Below are 19,671 nucleotides of genomic sequence, written 5' to 3'. Positions count from 1 at the left end.
TGAGAATCAGCGCCATGGACAGCAGCACCGGCACCAGCGCCGGATCCGGCACCGCCCGGCGGCGGGCCACCCGCCAGAAGCTCTACGAGGCCGCCGTCACCCTCATCGCCGAGCAGGGTTTCTCCGCGACCACGGTCGACGAGATCGCCGAACGGGCCGGAGTCGCGAAAGGCACCGTCTACTACAACTTCGCCAGCAAGACGGACCTGTTCGAGGAGCTCCTGCGGCACGGGGTCGGCCTGCTGACCGCCTCCCTGCGGACGGCCGCCGAGGACACCGAGGCCCGCGGCGGCAGCAAGGTCGAGGCCCTCGACGCGATGATCCGCGCCGGACTGGTCTTCATCGAGCGCTACCCGTCCTTCACCCAGCTGTACGTGGCCGAGCTGTGGCGCACCAACCGGGCCTGGCAGTCCACCCTGATGGTGGTCCGGCAGGAGGCCGTCGCCGTGGTGGAGACCGTGCTCCGCGAAGGGGTGGAGCGCGGGGAGCTCAGCCGGGAGATCGACGTGCCGCTGACCGCCGCGGCCCTCGTCGGGATGGTCCTGGTGGCCGCCCTCGACTGGCAGTCCTTCCAGCGCGAGCGCTCCCTGGACGACGTGCACTCCGCGCTGTCGTTCCTGCTGCGGGGCCGGGTCAGCGGCGGCCGGTGACCCCCGGTCGGTGACCCCCGGTCGGCGGTGTCCCGGCCGCCCGCCCGGCACGTAGAACTGAGTATCCGTACCTAGGCGCGCAGATGAGTACGCGCACGGATGGGCCGCCGCCCGCGGGACCGCAGACTGGTGGCCATGGACAGGGGCGTCCGGCCCGCACCGCCGACACGGGGCCGCGGAGCGGGCCGGACACCTCACTTCCGCACGAAGACACCGCCGCGACGGGACCCGGGGGGAACGGGTCCCGCCGCGGCGGTGTTCTCGTCGTGTACCGGGTGACGCCCCGCTCTCAGCCGCGGCGCGGCAGCGGCAGCCGGCCCCAGGCCGCCGAGGCATGGCCCGCCAGGACGGTCCGGCGGGCGGTCAGCGCCCACCACAGCCGGACCGCCGAGCGCGGCAGCAGCAGCGAGCGCAGCCGCCGGCCGCGGGAGGCGGCCGCCAGGAGGCCCGCCCGGGCCTGCTGGACGTCCGCGGCCAGGCCCTCGTACGCGGGGCCCGCGCCGGGCGGGGCGTACAGGGCGACCTCCACCGCGCCGGCCACCCGGTGCACGGCCTCCGCCGGGGCCCCCGCCAGGGAGCCGAGCTCCACGATCCGGGCGGCCGCCCGGCGCGGGGACAGCGCCTCGTCGGGGGCGATGTCCAGGTCCCAGGCCGAGTCCCCGAGCTCCCGCCAGGCGTCCAGCGGACGCCCGGAGGCCAGCCGGCGGGACCGCAGCCGGCTCCGCCAGAGCAGCGGAAGCGAGGGCAGCGCCAGCAGCAGGAGGCCCAGGGCGGTCAGGCCCAGCGCCGGGCCCCAGCCCGACCCGGTGTCCGTCGGGTCGGTGACCACGGTGGCCGCCGTGTCGCAGTCGCCGAGCCGCCGCAGCTCCGGCGGGCAGGTGTCGGCCGACCGGGAGGGCGTCGGCTCCGGGGCGCCGGAGCTCCGGGAGGGCGCCGCGCTCGGCGCCGAGGGCTGGTCGGCGGGCAGCTCCGCCCGGGTGTAGTCCGGGGTGGTGCCGCGGGTCGGGGTGGGCTCGAAGCGGGTCCAGCCCACTCCCTCGAAGTACAGCTCCGGCCAGGCGTGCGCGTCCTTCATGGTGACCTGCATGCTGCCGTCCGGCAGCGCGGTGCCGGGGGTGAACCCGACCGCGACCCGGGCCGGGATGCCCAGCGAGCGGGCCATGGCGGCCATCGAGAAGGAGAAGTGCACGCAGAACCCCTCCTTGTCCCGGAGGAACCGGACGATGGCCTGCGAGCCGGAGCCGGAGGAGCTCCGCGTGTTGTAGCTGAACCCGCCGTTCTCCTTGACCGCGAACCAGTTCTGCAGCTTGAGCGCCTTTGCGTAGTCGTCCTCGGCGCCCCGGGTCACCCGCAGGGCGGTCTCGGCGACCACCGGGGGCAGGTCGTCCGGCAGCCGGGTGAACTCCTCCAGGAAGGCGGCGGGCGGCCGGGGCGCCCCGGACAGCTGCCGGGCGGTGGGGCGGAGCACCAGGCTGGTCACCGTGTACCGGGCGTTCTGCACGGTCTGCCGCTTGCCTTTGCCCAGGTCGTCGCCGATGACGGTGCGGCCGACCGGTTCGAACCGCCAGCGCCCGCCGATCTCCACCTGGGTCGCCGGGTACGGCATCGGCACGTACCGCTGCACGTAGTCGGAGGCGGCCGACACGCTGGTCCGCACCTCGGTGGCGTCCAGCCGGGCCTGCCCGGCGAGCCCCGGGACCTGCGGCAGCTGGTCGGGGACCTCGGTGAGGCTGCGGCCGGAGGACTTCCACTCCACCCCGTCGAACTCGTCCAGGGAGACGATCCGCAGGTACTGGTCGGCCGGGCGGTTGTCGGTGCGGTAGCGCAGCACCACCCGGTCGTCCTGGGAGTTCAGACTGCTCTGCAGGGCGACCAGCGGGTTCACCGCGGAGATGGTGCCGCCGCCGGAGCCGTTCCCGCCGCCGTCGCCACGGCCGCCCGTCAGCCCGCCCTGCGGGGTGGGCAGGACGTACGCCCCGGCCAGCGCGATCAGCACGGCGACCGCGCCGAGCCGGCGGCCGGTCCGCACCGGTGCCACCGCGGGCCCGCCGGGCCGGCCGCCGGCCGGACCGCCGCCGAACACCCGGCCCCACTGGGCGAGCCGGTCGCGGCTCTCGGCCAGCAGCATCAGCAGATAGCCCGCCCCGGCCATCACGAACAGCGGCCAGGAGCCGCCCTCGGAGAGTCCCGCGGCCACCGAGTAGAGGGCCAGCAGCGGCAGTCCGGCCGCCGCCGCCGTCCGGAAGGTCACCGCGAGGAGGTCCACCAGCAGGCCGATGACCAGCACCCCGGAGACCAGCAGCAGCCGGATCCCGTCGGTGAGCGGGGCCGGTATGGCGTACTCGGCCACATCGGCCAGGCCCTCCTGGTACAGCGCGCCCACACCGCCGAACAGGGTGTCGCCCAGCCCGCCGCCCTCCCCGGACCGGCCCGCGCCGGCGAACAGCAGCACCAGCAGGGCCAGCGAGACGAGCAGCTGGGCGCCGACCGTCAGCGAGCGGGCCAGCGGCACCCGCCGGCACAGCGCGCCCACCCCGGCCTGCACCGCCAGCAGTCCGGCGGCCTGCACCAGCCAGGCCGTCCCGCCCACCAGCGGGACCAGGGACACCGCGGTCAGCAGGGTCGCCAGTACGGCGAACAGCGTCAGTCTCGCCCGGCCGCTCATGCCCAGCCCCCCGCACCCGAAGTCCCCGTGCCCAGGGGCATCCCGCCGAATTCCGGGGTGTGCGCCCCGGCCTGCCGCCACAGTTCGCCGAGGGCGGCGCCCGGAAGTACCTCGACGGCCGTCCAGCCCGCCTCCCGCAGCCGGTGCAGACGCGCGGCGGCCGCGGAGCGGTCGGGCGCGCCCTCGGACGCCCCGGCGGCCGGCGCCGGGCCGGTGGTCCGGCCGGCCCAGGCGTCGGGGTCCAGGACGAAGGCCACCGCGCCGCCGCTGCCCCGGCGCAGTCCGGCCGCCAGCTGGGTCTGGGTCTCGTCCAGGCCGCCGAAGAAGGCGATCAGCAGCCCCTCCTCGCCGTGCCGGGCGGTGTCGCAGACCCGGGACAGGCCGCTGCCGTCGGAGTGCCCGACGACCGCGAGGGTGTCCATCATCAGCCCGGCCGCCTCGGCCGACTCCTGGCCGCCGCCCGCGGAGAACCCGCCGCCGCCCGCCCCGGGGACCGAGTCCCCGGTGTCGGTGAGCAGCCGGACCGAGAAGCCCCGCTCCAGCAGGTGGAGCAGGGCGGAGGCCGCCCCGGAGACGGCCCATTCGAAGGCCGAGTCGGGTCCGGCGCCCTCGAAGGCCGTCCGGCGGGTGTCCAGCAGCACGGTGGCCCTGGCCCGCTGCGGCTGCTCCTCGCGGCGCACCATCAGTTCGCCGTAGCGGGCGGTGGACCGCCAGTGCACCCGGCGCAGGTCGTCGCCCGAGCGGTAGCCGCGCGGGATCACGTCGTCGTCCCCGGCCAGGGCCAGCGACCGCTGGAGGCCCTCGCCGTAGCCGTTGGCCTCGCCGGCCAGCCGGACCGGGGGCAGCGGCTCGGTGCGGGGGATCACCGTCAGCGTGTCGTAGGTGCTGAACGAGCGGGTCAGCTCGACCAGCCCGAAGGGGTCGGTGAGCCGCAGCTGGAGCGGGCCGAGCGGATAGCGGCCGCGCAGGTCCGAGCGGACCCGGTAGGACACCTCGCGGCGGCCGCCGGGCTCCACCCGGTCCAGGACGAACCGGGGTCGCGGGCCCAGCACGTACGGCACCCGGTCCTGGAGCATCAGCAGTCCGGTGGGCAGCCGGGAGACGTTGTCCATGCGCAGCTGCACCCGGGCCTCCCCGCCGGCCGGGACCCGCATCGGGGTGAGCCGGCGGCTGCCGGACACCCGGTAGCGGGTGCGGTGCAGTGCGTACACGCAGAGCAGCGGGAGCACGGCGATCAGCAGCCCGACCTGGAGCAGGGCCTGCTGGCCGAGGACGAAGGCGCACACGGTCGCGGCCAGCCCGGCGGCCAGGAAGGACCGGCCCCGGGTGGTGAGTCCGGACAGGGCGGCGCGCAGTCCGCCGGGGCCGCCCGCCCCGGCCGGGGTACCGCCGGCGGCCATCAGAAGCCCCGGGCGCCCGGCTGCTCCCCGGTCCGCGGATGGGCCGCGGGGACCGGGGTGCGCTGCAGGATGTCGGCGACGACCTGCTCGGGGAGCCGGCTGGCCAGCCGGGCCTGCGCGGTGATGGACAGCCGGTGGGTGAGCACCGGGGAGGCGAGCGCCTGCACGTCGTCGGGGAGCACGTAGTCGCGTCCGGAGAGGGCGGCGGAGGCCTTCGCCGCGCGCAGCAGGTGCAGGGTGGCCCGGGGGGAGGCGCCGACCCGGACGTCCTGGTGGACGCGGGTGGCGGAGACCAGGTCGACGATGTAGCGGCGGACCGGTTCGGCCACGTACACCTCGCGGACCGCCTCGATCAGCTTGACGATGTCGTGGGCGTGCGCGACGGCCTGGAGGTCGTCGAGCGGGGACACCCCGCCGTGCACCTCCAGCATCTGCAGTTCGGCGGCCGGGCTGGGGTAGCCGACGGAGACCCGGGCCATGAAGCGGTCCAGCTGGGCTTCGGGCAGCGGGTAGGTGCCCTCCATCTCCACGGGGTTCTGGGTGGCGACCACCATGAAGGGGGAGGGCAGCCGGTAGGTCTGGCCGTCGCTGGTGACCTGCCGTTCCTCCATGGACTCCAGCAGGGCGGACTGGGTCTTGGGGGAGGCCCGGTTGATCTCGTCGCCGATCACGATCTGGGCGAAGATCGCGCCGGGCTTGAACTCGAACTCGCGGTTGTGCTGGTCGTAGACGCTGACGCCGGTGACGTCCGAGGGCAGCAGGTCGGGGGTGAACTGGATGCGCTGGACCGAGCAGTCGATGGACTTGGCCAGGGTCTTGGCGAGCATGGTCTTGCCGACCCCGGGCACGTCCTCGATCAGCAGGTGCCCCTCGGCGAGGAGCACCGTCAGCGCCAGCCGGACGACCTCGGGCTTCCCCTCGATCACGGTCTCCACCGACCTGCGGACCCGGTCCGCGGTGCTGGTCAGATCCGCGAGGCCGGCACGGTCGTCGTAGGTCGTCACCTGGTTCTCCACCCCAAAACAGCCAAAACGATCAAAAATGGGGTCCGCCGGGACCCGGACCGCTGCGGGTCCGGGTGGCGTTCCTCCCGCATTCTTGACGCCGTAGCCGTCCCCTGTCACTCAAGAGGCCGGGTCGATCTCCCGCAGCAGGCCGGTGTGGACGTCGAAGACGAAGCCTCGCACATCGTCGGTGTGCAGCAGGAACGGGTTGGTGCGCACCCGCTGCATGGACTGCCGGACGTCCTGGTCCACGTCCCGGAAGGACTCCACGGCCCAGGCGGGGCGCTGGCCGACCTCCAGCTCCAGCTCGTGCCGGAACTCCTCGGTCAGGCTCTCCAGACCGCAGCCGGTGTGGTGGATGAGTATGACGCTGCGGGTACCCAGGGCCCGCTGGCTGATGGTGAGGGAGCGGATGGTGTCGTCGGTGACCACGCCGCCGGCGTTGCGGACGGTGTGGCAGTCGCCGAGCTCCAGGCCGAGCGCCGCGTGCAGGTCGAGCCGGGCGTCCATGCAGGCCACCACGGCGACCTTGAGGACGGGGCGGGCGTCCATGCCCGGGTCGGTGAAGCGGCCGGCGTAGCCGCGGTTCGCCTCGACCAGGCGGTCGATGACGGATTCCCCGGCGCTCTGGGCCACGGGAGCCGGCGCGGAGTCGGTGGGCAGGTGTGCGGAAGTCGTCATACCCAAGACGTTAGTGGTCACGGCTGGTGAAGGCCTTGCGTGAGGACGGACAAAGAACGTCAACGACCCTTGTTGTGAGCTAACCCACAGGAGTGGGCGGGAGGCGGCCGTCCGGGTGATTCGGGGCCGCCGGCGGTTCGGTGGGGGCGGGCCACACCGGTCACGGGCCGGTTCGTTGACCGCGGCGACCGTTGGACTAAAGTGGCGCGAAACCGGCCGGGGCCCAGCCGTGGCCCGGGCCCGGGCCGGAGTCGCGGTCCGGACGGCACAACCCGCGTGCGCGGTGCGTACGCCTACGCATACGACTGCCGCGCCGTTATCTGAGAGGGCGCCTTGACCAGCGAATCCCGACATGTCCCGGTGATGCTCCAGCGGTGCCTGGACCTGTTGGCCCCGGCGCTGGAGGCCCCCGGGGCGGTCGTCGTCGACTGCACCCTCGGCCTCGGCGGCCACAGCGAGGCCCTGCTCCGGCAGTTTCCCGGAGTCCGACTGATCGGGCTGGACCGGGACAAGGAGGCCCTGCGGCTCTCCGGCGAGCGCCTCGCCCCCTACGGCGACCGCGCCACCCTGGTGCACGCCGTCTACGACGAGCTCCCCGAGGTCCTCGACAGGCTCGGCGTCCCCGCCGTCCAGGGTGTCCTCTTCGACCTCGGCGTCTCCTCCATGCAGCTCGACGAGGCCGACCGCGGGTTCGCCTACGCCCAGGACGCCCCGCTGGACATGCGCATGGACCAGACCACCGGGATGAGCGCGGCCGAGGTCCTCAACAGCTACCCGCCCGGCGAACTGGTCCGCATCCTGCGCGCCTACGGCGAGGAGAAGCAGGCCAAGCGGATCGTCTCCGCGGTGGTCCGGGAGCGCGCCAGGGAGCCCTTCACCAACAGCGCCCGACTGGTCGAACTGATCCGCGACGCCCTGCCGCAGGCCGCCAAGCGGACCGGCGGCAACCCGGCCAAGCGCACCTTCCAGGCCCTGCGGATCGAGGTCAACGGGGAGCTCTCGGTGCTGGAGCGGGCCATCCCGGCCGCGGTGGACCGGATCGCCGTCGGCGGCCGGATCGCGGTGCTCGCCTACCACTCCCTGGAGGACCGCCTGGTGAAGACGGTGTTCGCGGCGGGTGCCGCCTCCACCGCCCCGCCCGGACTGCCGGTGGTCCCCGAGAAGTACCAGCCCAAGCTGAAACTGCTGACCCGCGGCGCGGAGCTCCCCACCGAGGAGGAGGTCGCCGAGAACCGCCGGGCCGCCCCCGCCCGGCTGCGCGGGGTGCAGCGCATCCGCGAGGCCGAACTGTGAGTCGGGCGCCGCTGGGCGGACCCGGGGACCGGGAGGAAGCGTGAGCAGAGTGGCCACCGCGACCCGGATGCGGGTGGCGCGCCTGGGCGGCAGGCGCCCGCGCGGCGCCCGCCCCGCCGGGGGGACGGCCCCGCAGGCCGCCCGCACCCCCTTCGTGCTGCTGGTCGTGGTGCTGCTCGGCGGCGGCCTGATCAGCCTGCTGCTGCTGAACTCCGCCCTCAACCAGGGCTCCTTCCAGCTCAGCAGGCTGAAGAAGGAGACCACCGCGCTCACCGACGAGCAGCAGGCCCTGCAACGCGACGTGGACGCCCACTCGGCCCCCGACGCGCTGGAGCGCCGGGCCCGCGAGCTCGGCATGGTGCCCGGCGGCAGCCCGGTCTTCCTCGGCCCGGACGGGAAGACCACCGGCAGCCCCACCCCCGCCGCGGCCCCGCCGCCCCCCTCGCCCACCGCCGCCCCGCCCGCCGCCGCCCCGGGCACCGGCGCCGACCCGGCGGCCCCCGGCACGAACCCGCCCCCCGGCCCGAACGCCGCCCCCGACGCCGGCAGCACCGCCCCGAACACCGCCGCCGCCCCCGACACGGGCACCGGCACCGGCCCGGCCGACGGATCCGCCGTCCCGCCCGCCGGACCCGAAGGCACCGAACCCCCCGCGGACCCCGCGGCCCCGGCCGCCCCCGCGCCCCCGCAGTCCACCCCGAGCCCCGGACGGTGACGACGTGACCGCCAAGGAACCGCCCCGCCGCCGGGTCCCGGGCCCGCCCCGGCCGCGCCCCGCCGAACGCGGCCGGGGTGCCGCCGGCCGGCCCGGCGGCCGCCCCGCCGCCCGCCCCGCCACCCGGCGGCCCGCTGCCCCCCGCGCCGCGCACACCATCCGGCTCGGCAACCCGCGCCCCCGGCTGCGGCTGGTCGGCATCGGACTGACCCTGGTGATGCTCGCCTTCGTGGTCCGGCTGCTCCAGGTCCAGGCGGTGGACGCCTCCACCTTCTCCGCGGTCGCCTCCAAGAACCGGTACGCCAGCTACACCCTGGCCGCCGAGCGCGGGGACATCACCGACCGCAAGGGCGTCGCCCTCGCCACCAGCGTGGACGCGTACGACATCACCGCCGACCCCTCCATGTTCACGCCCGAGGAGAGCAAGGCCCCGGACGCCCCGGAACAGGCCGCCGCCCTGCTCGCCCCGATCCTGGGCAAGGAGGCCGGGGAACTGGCCGGCCGGCTCAAGACCAAGAACACCCGCTACGTGGTGCTGGCCCGCCGCCAGACCCCCCAGGTCTGGAACCAGATCAAGGACCTCAAGCGGGTGTTCGCCGACAAGGCGACCGCCGACCGGAACAACAACGGGCCGGGCGCCAACGTCCTCGCCGGGATCTTCAACGCGGAGAGCAGCAAGCGGGTGTACCCCAACGGCACCCTGGCCGCCGGGATACTGGGTTACGTCAACGCCGAGGGCAAGGGCGGCGGCGGCCTGGAGTCCTCCCTGGACGACAAGCTGTCCGGCCGCGACGGCGAGGTCACCTACGCCCAGTCCGGCGGCCGCCGGGTCCCCACCGCCGGCTCCAGCGAGAAGCCGGCCGTCCCCGGCCAGGACATCGAGCTGACCATCGACCGGGACATCCAGTGGGCCGCCCAGAACGCCATCACCGAGCAGGTGGAGAAGTCCCGGGCCGACCGCGGCTACGTGATCGTCCAGGACACCCGGACCGGTGAGGTGCTGGCCATGGCCAACTCGCCCGGCTTCGACCCCAACGACCTCAGCAAGGCCCGCTCCGCCGCCATGGGCAACGCGGCCCTCCAGGACGTCTACGAGCCCGGCTCCACCGCCAAGGTGATGTCCATGGCCGCCGTGCTGGAGGAGAAGAAGGCCACCCCCGCCACCCATGTGACGGTCCCCAACCGGCTGCACCGCGGCGACCGGCTCTTCAAGGACGACATCGACCACCCGACCTGGTACCTGACCCTCAACGGGGTGCTGGCCAAGTCCAGCAACATCGGCACCATCCTGGCCACCGGACAACTGGGCCCCACCCAGCCCGAGGCCAACAAGGTGCTGCACTCCTACCTGACCAAGTTCGGCATCGGCCGGCCCACCGGGCTCGGCTACCCGGGCGAGTCCCGCGGACTCCTCGCCGAGCCCGGCACGTGGTCGACCTCCCAGCAGTACACGATCCCCTTCGGCCAGGGGCTCTCCCTCAACGCCATGCAGGCCGCCTCGGTGTTCTCCACCGTCGCCAACGGCGGCGTACGCATCGAACCCACCCTGGTCCGCGGCCACAAGGGCCCCGACGGCCGGTTCACCCCCGCCCCGGAGCCCGAGCGCACCCGGGTGGTCAGCGAGGAGACCGCCAGGACCCTCGCCCAGATGCTCGAATCGGTGGTCGACGACCAGGAGGGAACCGGAACCAAGGCGAAGATCCCCGGCTACCGGGTCGGCGGCAAGACCGGCACCTCCAACCGAGTGGATCCGGCCACCGGCCGCTACAAGGGCTACACCGCCTCCTTCGCCGGCTTCGCCCCCGCCGACAACCCCCGGGTCACCGTCTACTGCGCCATCCAGAACCCCACCAAGGGCAGCTACTTCGGCGGCCAGATCTGCGGACCCATCTACAAGAAGGTGATGGAGTTCGCCCTCAAGACCCTCCAGGTCGCCCCCACCGGAACCGCACCCGCAGGACTGCCGGTCACCTTCAAGCCCGGCCAGTGATCAGAAGAGCGTGAGGCACCCCCAGTGACAACGATCACCCCCGACCCCGGGAACCGGAACGGCACGGCCCCCTCGATTCCCGACCGGCCCGCCGCGCCCGGTACGCTCACCGCCGTGCCCCACGCCGATCAGCCCAGAACCACCCAGAAACCCCCGGCAGCGCCGCCGGGAGCGCCCCGCCCCGCAGCCGTCCGCCCGACCCCCCTCGGGGCCCTGGCGGACCTGCTCGGGACGGCCGCTCCGGGAGCCCGGGCGGAGATCACCGGCATCACCCACGATTCGCGGGCGGTCCGCCCCGGCGACCTCTACGCGGCCCTGCCCGGAGCCCGTGCGCACGGCGCCGACTTCGCCGCGCAGGCCGCCGGACTCGGAGCCGCCGCGATCCTGACCGACCCCGACGGGGCCGAACGGGCCGCCGCCACCGGTCTCCCGGTGCTCACCGTGCCGAACCCGCGGGGCCGGATGGGCGAGCTGGCCGCCGAGATCTACGGCCGGCCCGGCGAGGCCCTGCTCCGCATCGGCATCACCGGCACCTCCGGCAAGACCACCACCGCCTACCTGGTGGAGGGCGGCCTGCGCGGCGCCGGCCGCAGCACCGGCCTGGTCGGCACCGTGGAGACGCGGATCGGCGAGGAGCGCATCAAGTCCGAGCGCACCACCCCCGAGGCCACCGACCTCCAGGCGCTGTTCGCGGTCATGCGCGAACGCGGGGTCGACGCGGTCGCGATGGAGGTCTCCAGCCACGCCCTGGTGCTCGGCCGGGTCGACGGATGCGTCTTCGACGTGGCCGTCTTCAACAACCTCAGCCCGGAGCACATGGAGTTCCACACCGGCATGGAGGACTACTACCGGGCCAAGGCGCAGCTGTTCACGCCGGCCCGGGCCCGGCTGGGCGTGGTCAACCTCGACGACGAGTACGGCCGCCGGCTGGCCAAGGAGTCCCCGATCCCGGTGGTCACCTTCTCCGCGGAGGGCGACCCGGCCGCCGACTGGCGGGCCGAGGACGTGGTCCAGGGCCACATGGACTCCACCCTGACCGTGCTCGGTCCGGAGGGCCGGCGGATCCGGGCCACCGCCCCGCTGCCCGGCCCGTTCAACGTGGCCAACACCGTGGCCGCGATCGTCACCCTGGCCGCCGCCGGGGTGGACCCGCAGACCGCCGCCGACGGGGTCGCCGCCGTCCCCGGGGTCCCCGGCCGGCTGGAGCGGGTCGACGCCGGACAGCCCTATCTGGCCGTGGTCGACTACGCCCACAAGACGGACGCCGTCGAATCGGTCCTGCGCGCGCTGCGCGAGGTCACCACCGGCAGCCTGCACATCGTGCTCGGCTGCGGCGGCGACCGGGACACCACCAAGCGCGGCCCGATGGGCGCCGCCGCCGCCCGGTTCGCCGACACCGCCGTACTGACCTCGGACAACCCGCGCTCCGAGGACCCGCTGAAGATCCTCGCCGCCATGTTCGAGGGCGCCGTCTCCGTCCCGCAGGGCGAGCGCGGCACCGTCCTGGTCGACGCCGACCGGGCCGCGGCCATCGCAGCCGCCGTCGCCCGCGCCGCCCCCGGCGACACCGTGCTGGTGGCCGGAAAGGGACACGAGCAGGGCCAGGACACCGGCGGAGTGGTCCGCCCCTTCGACGACCGCGAGGTCCTGCGCGCCGCCGTCCTGGCCGCGACCGCGGGCCACCCGACAGATTCCGCCCGACAGGCCGAGGTGAACTAAGTGATCCCCCTCTCCCTCGCCGAGATCGCCGACATCACCGGCGGGCGCCCCCACGACATACCGGATCCGTCCGTCCAGGTCACCGGCTCCGTGGTCTACGACTCCCGGGAGGTCGGACAGGGCAGCCTGTTCGCCGCCTTCGACGGGGCGAACGTGGACGGCCACGACTACGCCGAGCGCGCCCACGCGGCCGGCGCCGTCGCGGTCCTGGCGACCCGTCCGGTGGGAGTCCCCGCCATCGTGGTCCCCGACGTGGAGAAGGCGCTCGGCGCCCTCGCCCGCGCCGTGGTCGGCCGTCTCGGCACCGACGTGGTGGCCCTCACCGGCTCGGCCGGCAAGACCTCCACCAAGGACCTGATCGCCCAGGTGCTCCAGCACCACGCGCCCACGGTGTGGACGCCCGGCTCGCTCAACAACGAGATCGGACTGCCCGTCACCGCGCTCCGCGCCACGGCCGAAACCCGGCACCTGGTGCTGGAGATGGGCGCCCGGGGGATCGGCCACATCGCCTACCTCACCGGTCTGACCCCGCCCCGGATCGGTGTGGTCCTCAACGTCGGGACCGCCCACATCGGGGAGTTCGGCGGCCGCGAGCAGATCGCCCAGGCCAAGGGAGAGCTGGTCGAGGCCCTGCCCGCGGAGGCCGAGGGCGGGGTGGCCGTCCTCAACGCCGACGACCCGCTGGTCCGTGCCATGGCCTCCCGCACCAAGGCCCGTACGGTCTTCTTCGGGGAGAGCGAGAGCGCCGAAGTCCGGGCCACCGAGGTGCGTCTGACGGAGCGGGGACAGCCGGCCTTCACACTGCGCACACCCTCCGGGTGCAGTGATGTGACCTTGCGGCTGTACGGTGAGCACCACGTGTCGAACGCGCTCGCCGCGGCCGCCGTCGCCCATGTGCTGGGCATGTCCACCGCAGAGATCGCCACCGCGCTCTCCGGCGCGGGCACGCTCTCCAGGTGGCGTATGGAGGTCACGGAACGGGCCGACGGCGTGACGGTCGTCAACGACGCCTACAACGCGAACCCCGAGTCCATGAGGGCCGCTCTGCGCGCGCTCGCCGCCATGGGCGGCGCCGCCAAGGAGCGCGGGGGACGCACGTGGGCGGTGCTCGGTCCCATGGCCGAGCTCGGGGACGAGGCGCTCGCCGAACACGACGCGGTCGGACGGCTGGCCGTCCGGCTCAACGTGAGCAAGCTCGTCGCGGTCGGGGGCAGGGAAGCCTCCTGGCTGCAACTGGGCGCATATAACGAGGGTTCGTGGGGTGAGGAGTCGGTGCTCGTGTCCGACGCACAGGCGGCGGTCGACCTGCTGCGCAGAGAACTGCGCCCGGGGGACGTCGTGCTGGTGAAGGCATCCAGGTCGATCGGCCTGGAGCGGATCGCACAGGCGCTGCTCGCCGGTGAGGGCGAGGTCGCCGACCGATGAGGCAGATCCTGTTCGCGGGTGTCATCGGTATGTTCCTCACCATCGTCGGCACCCCGCTGCTGATCAAACTGCTGGCCCGCAAGGGCTACGGGCAGTTCATCCGGGACGACGGCCCGCGCGGCCACGCCGGGAAGAAGGGCACGCCCACCATGGGCGGCATCTCCTTCATCCTGGCGACCCTGGCCGCGTACGCCCTGACCAAGGTGCTGACCTCCAGCGAGCCGACCTTCTCCGGCCTGCTGGTGCTGTTCCTGATGGCCGGCATGGGCCTGGTCGGGTACCTCGACGACTACATCAAGATCGTCAAGCGGCGTTCGCTGGGCCTGCGGGCCAAGGCGAAGATGGCCGGCCAGCTGATCGTCGGCATCGCCTTCGCCGTCCTCGCGCTCCAGTTCTCGGACTCGCGCGGGCTGGCCCCGGCCTCCACCCGGATCTCCTTCGTGGCCGACTTCGGCTGGTCCATCGGGCCGGTGCTGTTCGTGGTCTGGGCGCTGTTCATGATCCTGGCGATGTCCAACGGCGTGAACCTCACCGACGGCCTCGACGGCCTGGCCACCGGCGCCGCGGTGATGGTCTTCGGCGCGTACACCTTCATCGGCGTCTGGCAGTACCAGGAGTCCTGCGCCAACGCGCAGACCCTGACCAACCCGGCGGCCTGTTTCGAGGTACGCGACCCCCTCGACCTCGCGGTGGTCGCCTCCGCCCTGATGGGAGCCTGCTTCGGCTTCCTGTGGTGGAACACCTCGCCCGCCAAGATCTTCATGGGTGACACCGGCTCGCTGGCCCTCGGCGGCGCGCTGGCCGGTCTGGCCATCTGCTCGCGCACCGAACTGCTGGTCGCGCTGCTCGGCGGTCTCTTCGTCCTCATCACCATGTCCGTGGTCATCCAGGTCGGCTCCTTCAAGCTCACCGGGAAGCGCGTCTTCCGGATGGCCCCGCTCCAGCACCACTTCGAACTCAAGGGGTGGTCCGAGGTCCTGGTGGTGGTCCGGTTCTGGATCATCCAGGGCATGTGCGTGATCGTGGGCCTCGGTCTCTTCTACGCGGGATGGGCAGCCGACAAGTGAGCGAAACCGACCTGGCCGGCCTGCTCGGCCCCGACGCCCTGGGCCGGTTCGGCCTGCCGGGCCGGATCACCGTCGCCGGACTCGGGGTGAGCGGCATCAGCGCCGCCCGGGCACTGGCCGGGCTGGGCGCCGCCGTCACCGTGGTCGACAACGGCAACGGGGACGCGCACCGGGCCAGGGCGGCGGAACTCGCCGGAGCCGGCGTCGAGGTCCGCCTCGGCCGGCTCCCGGACGGGGCCCCGGCGGGCGAGACCCTGCCGGAGGGCACCGAACTGGTCGTCACCTCGCCCGGCTGGAAGCCCGACAGCCCGCTCTTCCTCGCCGCCGCCAAGGCCGGCGTGGACGTGGTCGGCGATGTCGAGCTCGCCTGGCGGCTGCGCGGGGCCGGCGCCGAACTGCGCGCCGCCCGCGGCACCGCCGGCCCCGGCGCGGAGCCGGCCGGACCGGCCGAATGGCTGGCCATCACCGGCACCAACGGCAAGACCACCACCACCCAGATGCTGGCCTCCATCCTGAAGGCCGCCGGACTGCGCACCGCCGCCGTCGGCAACATCGGCACCCCGATCATCGACGTGGTGCTCGGCGAGCAGGAGTACGACGTGCTCGCCGTCGAGCTCTCCAGCTACCAGCTGCACTGGGCGCCCAGCCTGCGCGCCCACTCCGGGGCCGTGCTCAACCTGGCCCCCGACCACCTCGACTGGCACGGCTCCATGGAGGCGTACGGCGCCGACAAGGGCCGGATCTACGAGGGCAACACGGTCGCCTGCGTGTACAACGCCGCCGACCCGGCCACCGAGCGCCTCGTCGAGCAGGCCGACGTGGAGGAGGGCTGCCGGGCCATCGGCTTCACCCTCGGCGCCCCCGGCCCCTCGATGCTCGGCGTGGTCGACGGCATCCTCGTCGACCGGGCCTTCGTCGAGAACCGGCAGAAGAACGCCCAGGAGCTCGCCGAGGTCGCCGACGTCGACCCGCCCGCCCCGCACAACATCGCCAACGCGCTGGCCGCCGCCGCGCTGGCCCGCGCCTTCGGCGTGGAACCGCGCGCGGTCCGGGACGGGCTGCGGGACTTCCGGCCGGACGCGCACCGGATCAGCCGGGTCGCCGAGGTCGCCGGGGTCACCTACGTGGACGACTCCAAGGCCACCAACACCCATGCGGCCGAGGCCTCGCTGGCCGCCTACGAGCCGGTGGTCTGGATCGCCGGCGGGCTGGCCAAGGGAGCCACCTTCGACGAGCTCGTCCGGCGGTCCGCCGACCGGCTGCGCGGGGTGGTGCTGATCGGCGCCGACCGGGCGTTGATCAAGGAGGCACTGGCGCGACACGCCCCCGATGTCCCGGTCGTCGACCTCGACCGGACCGACACTGAGGCGATGCTCGCAGCGGTCCGGGAAGCGGCCCGGCTCGCCGAGCCCGGCGACACGGTCCTGCTGGCACCCGCCTGTGCCTCGATGGACATGTTCGCGAACTACAGCAGGCGCGGGGACGCGTTCGCCGACGCGGTGCGCGAACTGGCCGCCGAGCAGGGCGTCTAGGGGTCTTCTCCGACGGGCTGCTCGTCCGAGTGGAGGGGAAGACGACAGATGCCGGCCAAGCAGATGCTGCCGGGGCGGCGGCCCGCCGCCGTCCGGGCGCAGGGCCGCAAGCGGCCCGTCACCGGTGCCAAGCGGCCCGTCGGAGGCGCCGGCCCGCTGGCCGGCGCCCGACGCAGCTACCGCCGCCTGAAGCGGACCTGGGACCGCCCGCTCACCGCGTACTACCTGATCCTCGGCAGCTCGCTGCTCATCACCGGCCTCGGCCTGGTGATGGTCTACAGCGCCTCCATGATCAAGGCGCTCCAGCTGGGCCTGTCCCCGTCGTACTTCTTCCAGAAGCAGTTCCTGGCCGCCGCGATCGGCGCCGGACTGCTGCTGGCCGCCTCCCGGATGCCGGTGAAGCTGCACCGGGCACTGGCCTATCCGGTGCTGGCGGTGACCGTGTTCCTGATGGTCCTGGTCCAGGTCCCCGGGATAGGGGTCTCCATCCAGGGCAACCAGAACTGGATCTCGCTCGGCGGCCCCTTCATGCTCCAGCCCAGCGAGTTCGGCAAGCTGGCGCTGATCCTGTGGGGCGCCGACCTGCTGGCCCGCAAGGGCGACAAGGACCTGCTGACCCAGTGGAAGCACCTGCTGGTCCCGCTGGTGCCGGCGGCCTTCCTGCTGCTCGGACTGATCATGCTGGGCGGGGACATGGGCACCGCCATGATCCTCTGCGCCATCCTGTTCGGCCTGCTGTGGCTGGCCGGCGCCCCCACCCGGCTGTTCGTCGGGGTGCTCGGGGTGGCCGTGGCCATCGGGGCGGTACTGATCAAGACCGCCCCGCACCGGATGGACCGGCTGTCCTGCATCGGCGCCACCGACCTCGGCCCCAAAGGTGAATGCTGGCAGGCCGTTCACGGAATCTTCGCCCTCGCCTCCGGGGGATGGTTCGGTTCCGGACTGGGCGCCAGTGTGGAAAAATGGGGGGAACTGCCCGAAGCACACAACGACTTCATCTTCGCCATCACCGGGGAGGAACTGGGGCTGGCGGGGACGCTGTCGGTACTCGGCCTGTTCGCGGCCCTAGGCTATGCGGGTATCCGCGTGGCCGGACGCACGGAGGACTCCTTCGTCAGGTATGCCGCGGGAGGCGTGACCACCTGGATCACGGCCCAGGCCGTGATCAACATCGGCGCGGTGCTCGGTCTGCTGCCGATCGCGGGTGTCCCGCTCCCGCTGTTCTCCTACGGGGGGTCGGCCCTGCTGCCGACCATGTTCGCGGTCGGACTGCTCATCGCCTTCGCGCGGGAGGAGCCGGCGGCGCGCGCGGCGCTCGCGATGCGGCAGCCGAAGGTGGGCTGGAAGCGGTCCGGGCCGATTTGGAAGTCGATGAGACGGCGCGTCAAGAAGCGTCCGTCCGGAGAGCGGTGAATTTCGGTGCATGTCGTACTCGCCGGTGGGGGGACCGCCGGCCACATCGAGCCGGCGCTCGCCCTCGCGGACGCCCTGCGCAGGCAGGACCCCACCGTGGGCATCACGGCCCTCGGAACGGAACGCGGCCTTGAGACCCGCCTGGTGCCGGAACGCGGCTACGAGCTGGGCCTGATCCCCGCCGTCCCGCTGCCCCGCAAGCCCACCCCCGAGCTGATCACCGTCCCCGGACGGCTGCGGGGCACCATCAAGGCCGCGGAGGAGATCCTGGTCCGCACCAAGGCCGACTGCGTGGTGGGTTTCGGCGGATACGTGGCGCTGCCCGGCTATCTGGCGGCCAAGCGGCTCGGGGTGCCGATCATCGTCCACGAGGCCAACGCCCGGCCCGGCCTGGCCAACAAGATCGGCTCCCGGTACGCGCACGCCGTCGCCGTCTCCACCCCGGACAGCAAGCTCCGCAACGCCCGTTACGTGGGCATCCCGTTGCGCCGCAGCATCGCCACCCTGGACCGTTCCGCGGTCCGCCCGGAGGCCCGCGCCGCGTTCGGGCTGGACCCCAACCTGCCGACCCTGCTGGTGTCCGGCGGATCGCAGGGCGCGCGCCGGCTCAACGAGGTGGTCCAGCAGGTCGCTCCGGCGCTCCAGCGCTCGGGGATCCAGATCCTGCACGCGGTCGGCCCGAAGAACGAACTGCCGCGCGTGGACAACATGCCCGGTATGCCGCCCTACATCCCGGTACCGTACGTGGACCGGATGGATCTCGCGTACGCCGCGGCCGACATGATGCTCTGCCGCGCGGGCGCCATGACCGTCGCCGAACTCTCCGCCGTCGGGCTGCCCGCCGTGTACGTCCCGTTGCCGATCGGCAACGGCGAACAGCGGCTGAACGCCCAGCCGGTGGTGAAGGCCGGCGGCGGAATGCTGGTCGACGACGCCGAACTCACCCCGGAGTGGGTGCAGGGGAATGTGCTCCCGGTGCTCGGTGACCCGCACCGGCTGTACGAGATGTCCCGCGCCGCCGCCGAGTTCGGGCGCCGGGACGCCGACGAACTGCTGGTCGGCATGGTGTACGAGGCCATCGCCGCCCGCCGGAACCGCTGACGCAGGAGGCACCGCACGTGGCCGGAGCGACGACGACCGCCGAGCGCGGGAACCCGAAGGAATCCGGCCCCCGGGCCCCCGGCGGCGGACGGCCGCGCCGGGGCCCGGTCCTGGGCTCGCTGGCCGCGGTCCTGCTGCTCGGGGCGGCCGGCGCCTGGGTGCTCTACGGATCGAGCTGGCTGCGGGTGGAGAAGGTCACCACCAGCGGCACCGAGGTGCTCACCCCCCGGCAGGTGCTGGACGCCGCCGCGGTGCCGGTCGGGGCGCCGCTGGTCACCGTGGACACCGGGGAGATCGCGGCCCGGCTGCGCGGCCGGCTGCCGCGGATCGATTCGGTCGAGGTGGTCCGCTCCTGGCCGCACGGAATCGGACTGAATGTCACGGAGCGCAAACCCGTTCTGCTCATCGGAAAAGGTGCCCGGTTCGTCGAAGTGGACGCGACGGGTGTGCGATTCGACACGGTGGCGAAGGCCCCGAAAGGTGTTCCGGTGCTCGAACTGGACGCCGACCGCTCGCCGAGCGTCCGCCGGTTCGACGAGGAGCGGCTGCTGCACGAGGCGGTGGGCATCGCGCGGGACCTCCCCGAGGCCGTGGCCAGGGAGACCGCCCGGATCTCCATCGGCTCCTACGACTCGGTGGTACTGGAGTTGACCCGGGACCGGACGGTGGTCTGGGGCAGCGCCGAACAGGGGGAAGCCAAGGCCAGGGCGCTGACGGCGCTGCTGAAGGCCGCCCCGAAGGCCGGCCGCTTCGACGTGAGTGCCCCCACGGCCCCTGCAGTGACCGGGAGTTGACGTCGGGTCGAAGGTCGGCGCACCCTGGTTGGCCAGCGATACGGGTGATCACATAGGGTGAAAAGAAAAACGGGAGGTTCGGCGTGTTCGTTGAACACGCGCTACTTGTCGACTTAGTGTCCTGTTCGGAAGTCCAAGGATCCAAGCAACAGAGACACTTCTAACCCTAAACTTCAGGGTTAGGGTTCGGGTCGGCGCGTTCGGACCGTCCCTATTTTCGGC

Annotated in this window: 15 protein-coding genes; 11 read left to right on the top strand and 4 right to left on the bottom strand. The window is 73.4% G+C overall.

The window, feature by feature from the left end; translation table 11 throughout:
* Positions 1–14 precede the first annotated feature (14 nt).
* Positions 15–650 carry a TetR/AcrR family transcriptional regulator gene (locus ACZ50K_RS01495; protein ID WP_468895995.1) on the top strand — a complete coding sequence of 212 codons (636 nt, stop codon included), beginning with the start codon at positions 15–17 and terminating at the stop codon, positions 648–650.
* Between the two features lie 289 nt (positions 651–939).
* Here ACZ50K_RS01495 and ACZ50K_RS01490 read toward each other — a convergent pair whose 3' ends face one another.
* From ACZ50K_RS01490 to ACZ50K_RS01475, 4 genes are all read right to left on the bottom strand, one after another.
* A complete protein-coding gene (locus ACZ50K_RS01490) occupies positions 940–3,315 on the bottom strand; it encodes a transglutaminase TgpA family protein (protein WP_468895992.1) in 2,376 nt (791 codons plus the stop codon).
* Positions 3,312–4,715 carry a DUF58 domain-containing protein gene (locus ACZ50K_RS01485; protein ID WP_468895989.1) on the bottom strand — a complete coding sequence of 468 codons (1,404 nt, stop codon included), beginning with the start codon at positions 4,713–4,715 and terminating at the stop codon, positions 3,312–3,314. The genes ACZ50K_RS01490 and ACZ50K_RS01485 overlap by 4 nt, the downstream gene beginning before the upstream one ends.
* A complete protein-coding gene (locus ACZ50K_RS01480; protein WP_468895986.1) occupies positions 4,715–5,719 on the bottom strand; it encodes an AAA family ATPase in 1,005 nt (334 codons plus the stop codon). The genes ACZ50K_RS01485 and ACZ50K_RS01480 overlap by 1 nt, the downstream gene beginning before the upstream one ends.
* 120 nt (positions 5,720–5,839) lie before the next feature.
* Complete coding sequence (locus tag ACZ50K_RS01475) at positions 5,840–6,463, bottom strand: beta-class carbonic anhydrase (RefSeq protein WP_468895983.1); 624 nt, start codon at positions 6,461–6,463, stop codon at positions 5,840–5,842.
* Between the two features lie 270 nt (positions 6,464–6,733).
* On the opposite strand from ACZ50K_RS01475, the gene rsmH reads away from it, so the two are divergent.
* From rsmH to ACZ50K_RS01425, 10 genes are read left to right on the top strand one after another with little or no spacing between them, the layout of a single operon-like run.
* A complete protein-coding gene (gene rsmH / locus ACZ50K_RS01470; protein ID WP_468895980.1) occupies positions 6,734–7,693 on the top strand; it encodes a 16S rRNA (cytosine(1402)-N(4))-methyltransferase RsmH in 960 nt (319 codons plus the stop codon).
* A 40-nt stretch (positions 7,694–7,733) separates the two neighbouring features.
* Entirely contained in the window at positions 7,734–8,408 is a 675-nt protein-coding gene (ftsL, locus tag ACZ50K_RS01465; protein ID WP_468895977.1) for a cell division protein FtsL, read from the top strand.
* Between the two features lie 4 nt (positions 8,409–8,412).
* Positions 8,413–10,398, top strand: a complete 1,986-nt coding sequence (locus ACZ50K_RS01460) for a peptidoglycan D,D-transpeptidase FtsI family protein (protein ID WP_468895974.1) — start codon at positions 8,413–8,415, stop codon at positions 10,396–10,398.
* Positions 10,399–10,422: 24 nt separating this feature from the next.
* The gene (locus ACZ50K_RS01455; RefSeq protein ID WP_468895971.1) at positions 10,423–12,117 is read left to right on the top strand and encodes a UDP-N-acetylmuramoyl-L-alanyl-D-glutamate--2,6-diaminopimelate ligase; all 1,695 of its coding nucleotides are present in this window, start codon (positions 10,423–10,425) and stop codon (positions 12,115–12,117) included.
* Positions 12,118–13,542 (top strand): UDP-N-acetylmuramoyl-tripeptide--D-alanyl-D-alanine ligase, encoded by a 1,425-nt coding sequence (locus tag ACZ50K_RS01450; protein ID WP_468895968.1) that lies wholly within the window; start codon positions 12,118–12,120, stop codon positions 13,540–13,542.
* Positions 13,539–14,609, top strand: coding sequence for a phospho-N-acetylmuramoyl-pentapeptide-transferase (gene mraY, locus ACZ50K_RS01445; protein ID WP_468895966.1), 1,071 nt, complete (start codon positions 13,539–13,541; stop codon positions 14,607–14,609). Before ACZ50K_RS01450 ends, mraY begins: the two co-directional genes overlap by 4 nt.
* A complete protein-coding gene (gene murD / locus ACZ50K_RS01440) occupies positions 14,591–16,141 on the top strand; it encodes a UDP-N-acetylmuramoyl-L-alanine--D-glutamate ligase (RefSeq protein ID WP_468895963.1) in 1,551 nt (516 codons plus the stop codon). The genes mraY and murD overlap by 19 nt, the downstream gene beginning before the upstream one ends.
* A 48-nt stretch (positions 16,142–16,189) precedes the next feature.
* Positions 16,190–17,554 carry a putative lipid II flippase FtsW gene (gene ftsW, locus ACZ50K_RS01435; protein ID WP_468895960.1) on the top strand — a complete coding sequence of 455 codons (1,365 nt, stop codon included), beginning with the start codon at positions 16,190–16,192 and terminating at the stop codon, positions 17,552–17,554.
* A gap of 6 nt (positions 17,555–17,560) precedes the next feature.
* Positions 17,561–18,655, top strand: coding sequence for an undecaprenyldiphospho-muramoylpentapeptide beta-N-acetylglucosaminyltransferase (murG, locus tag ACZ50K_RS01430; protein ID WP_468895958.1), 1,095 nt, complete (start codon positions 17,561–17,563; stop codon positions 18,653–18,655).
* Between the two features lie 17 nt (positions 18,656–18,672).
* Complete coding sequence (locus ACZ50K_RS01425) at positions 18,673–19,449, top strand: cell division protein FtsQ/DivIB (protein WP_468895955.1); 777 nt, start codon at positions 18,673–18,675, stop codon at positions 19,447–19,449.
* Positions 19,450–19,671: the final 222 nt, after the last annotated feature.

It is taken from the genome of Streptomyces sp. NPDC033845, assembly GCF_055576225.1.
This window is presented reverse-complemented; position numbering and strand designations above follow the sequence as displayed.

Coding starts and splice junctions, on each gene's coding strand:
- murD (WP_468895963.1), top strand. CDS start 14,591: ATGGGCAGCCGACAAGTGAGCGAAACCGACCTGGCCGGCCTGCTCGGC.
- ftsW (WP_468895960.1), top strand. CDS start 16,190: ATGCCGGCCAAGCAGATGCTGCCGGGGCGGCGGCCCGCCGCCGTCCGG.
- ACZ50K_RS01485 (WP_468895989.1), bottom strand. CDS start 4,715: ATGGCCGCCGGCGGTACCCCGGCCGGGGCGGGCGGCCCCGGCGGACTG.
- ACZ50K_RS01495 (WP_468895995.1), top strand. CDS start 15: ATGGACAGCAGCACCGGCACCAGCGCCGGATCCGGCACCGCCCGGCGG.
- ACZ50K_RS01490 (WP_468895992.1), bottom strand. CDS start 3,315: ATGAGCGGCCGGGCGAGACTGACGCTGTTCGCCGTACTGGCGACCCTG.
- mraY (WP_468895966.1), top strand. CDS start 13,539: ATGAGGCAGATCCTGTTCGCGGGTGTCATCGGTATGTTCCTCACCATC.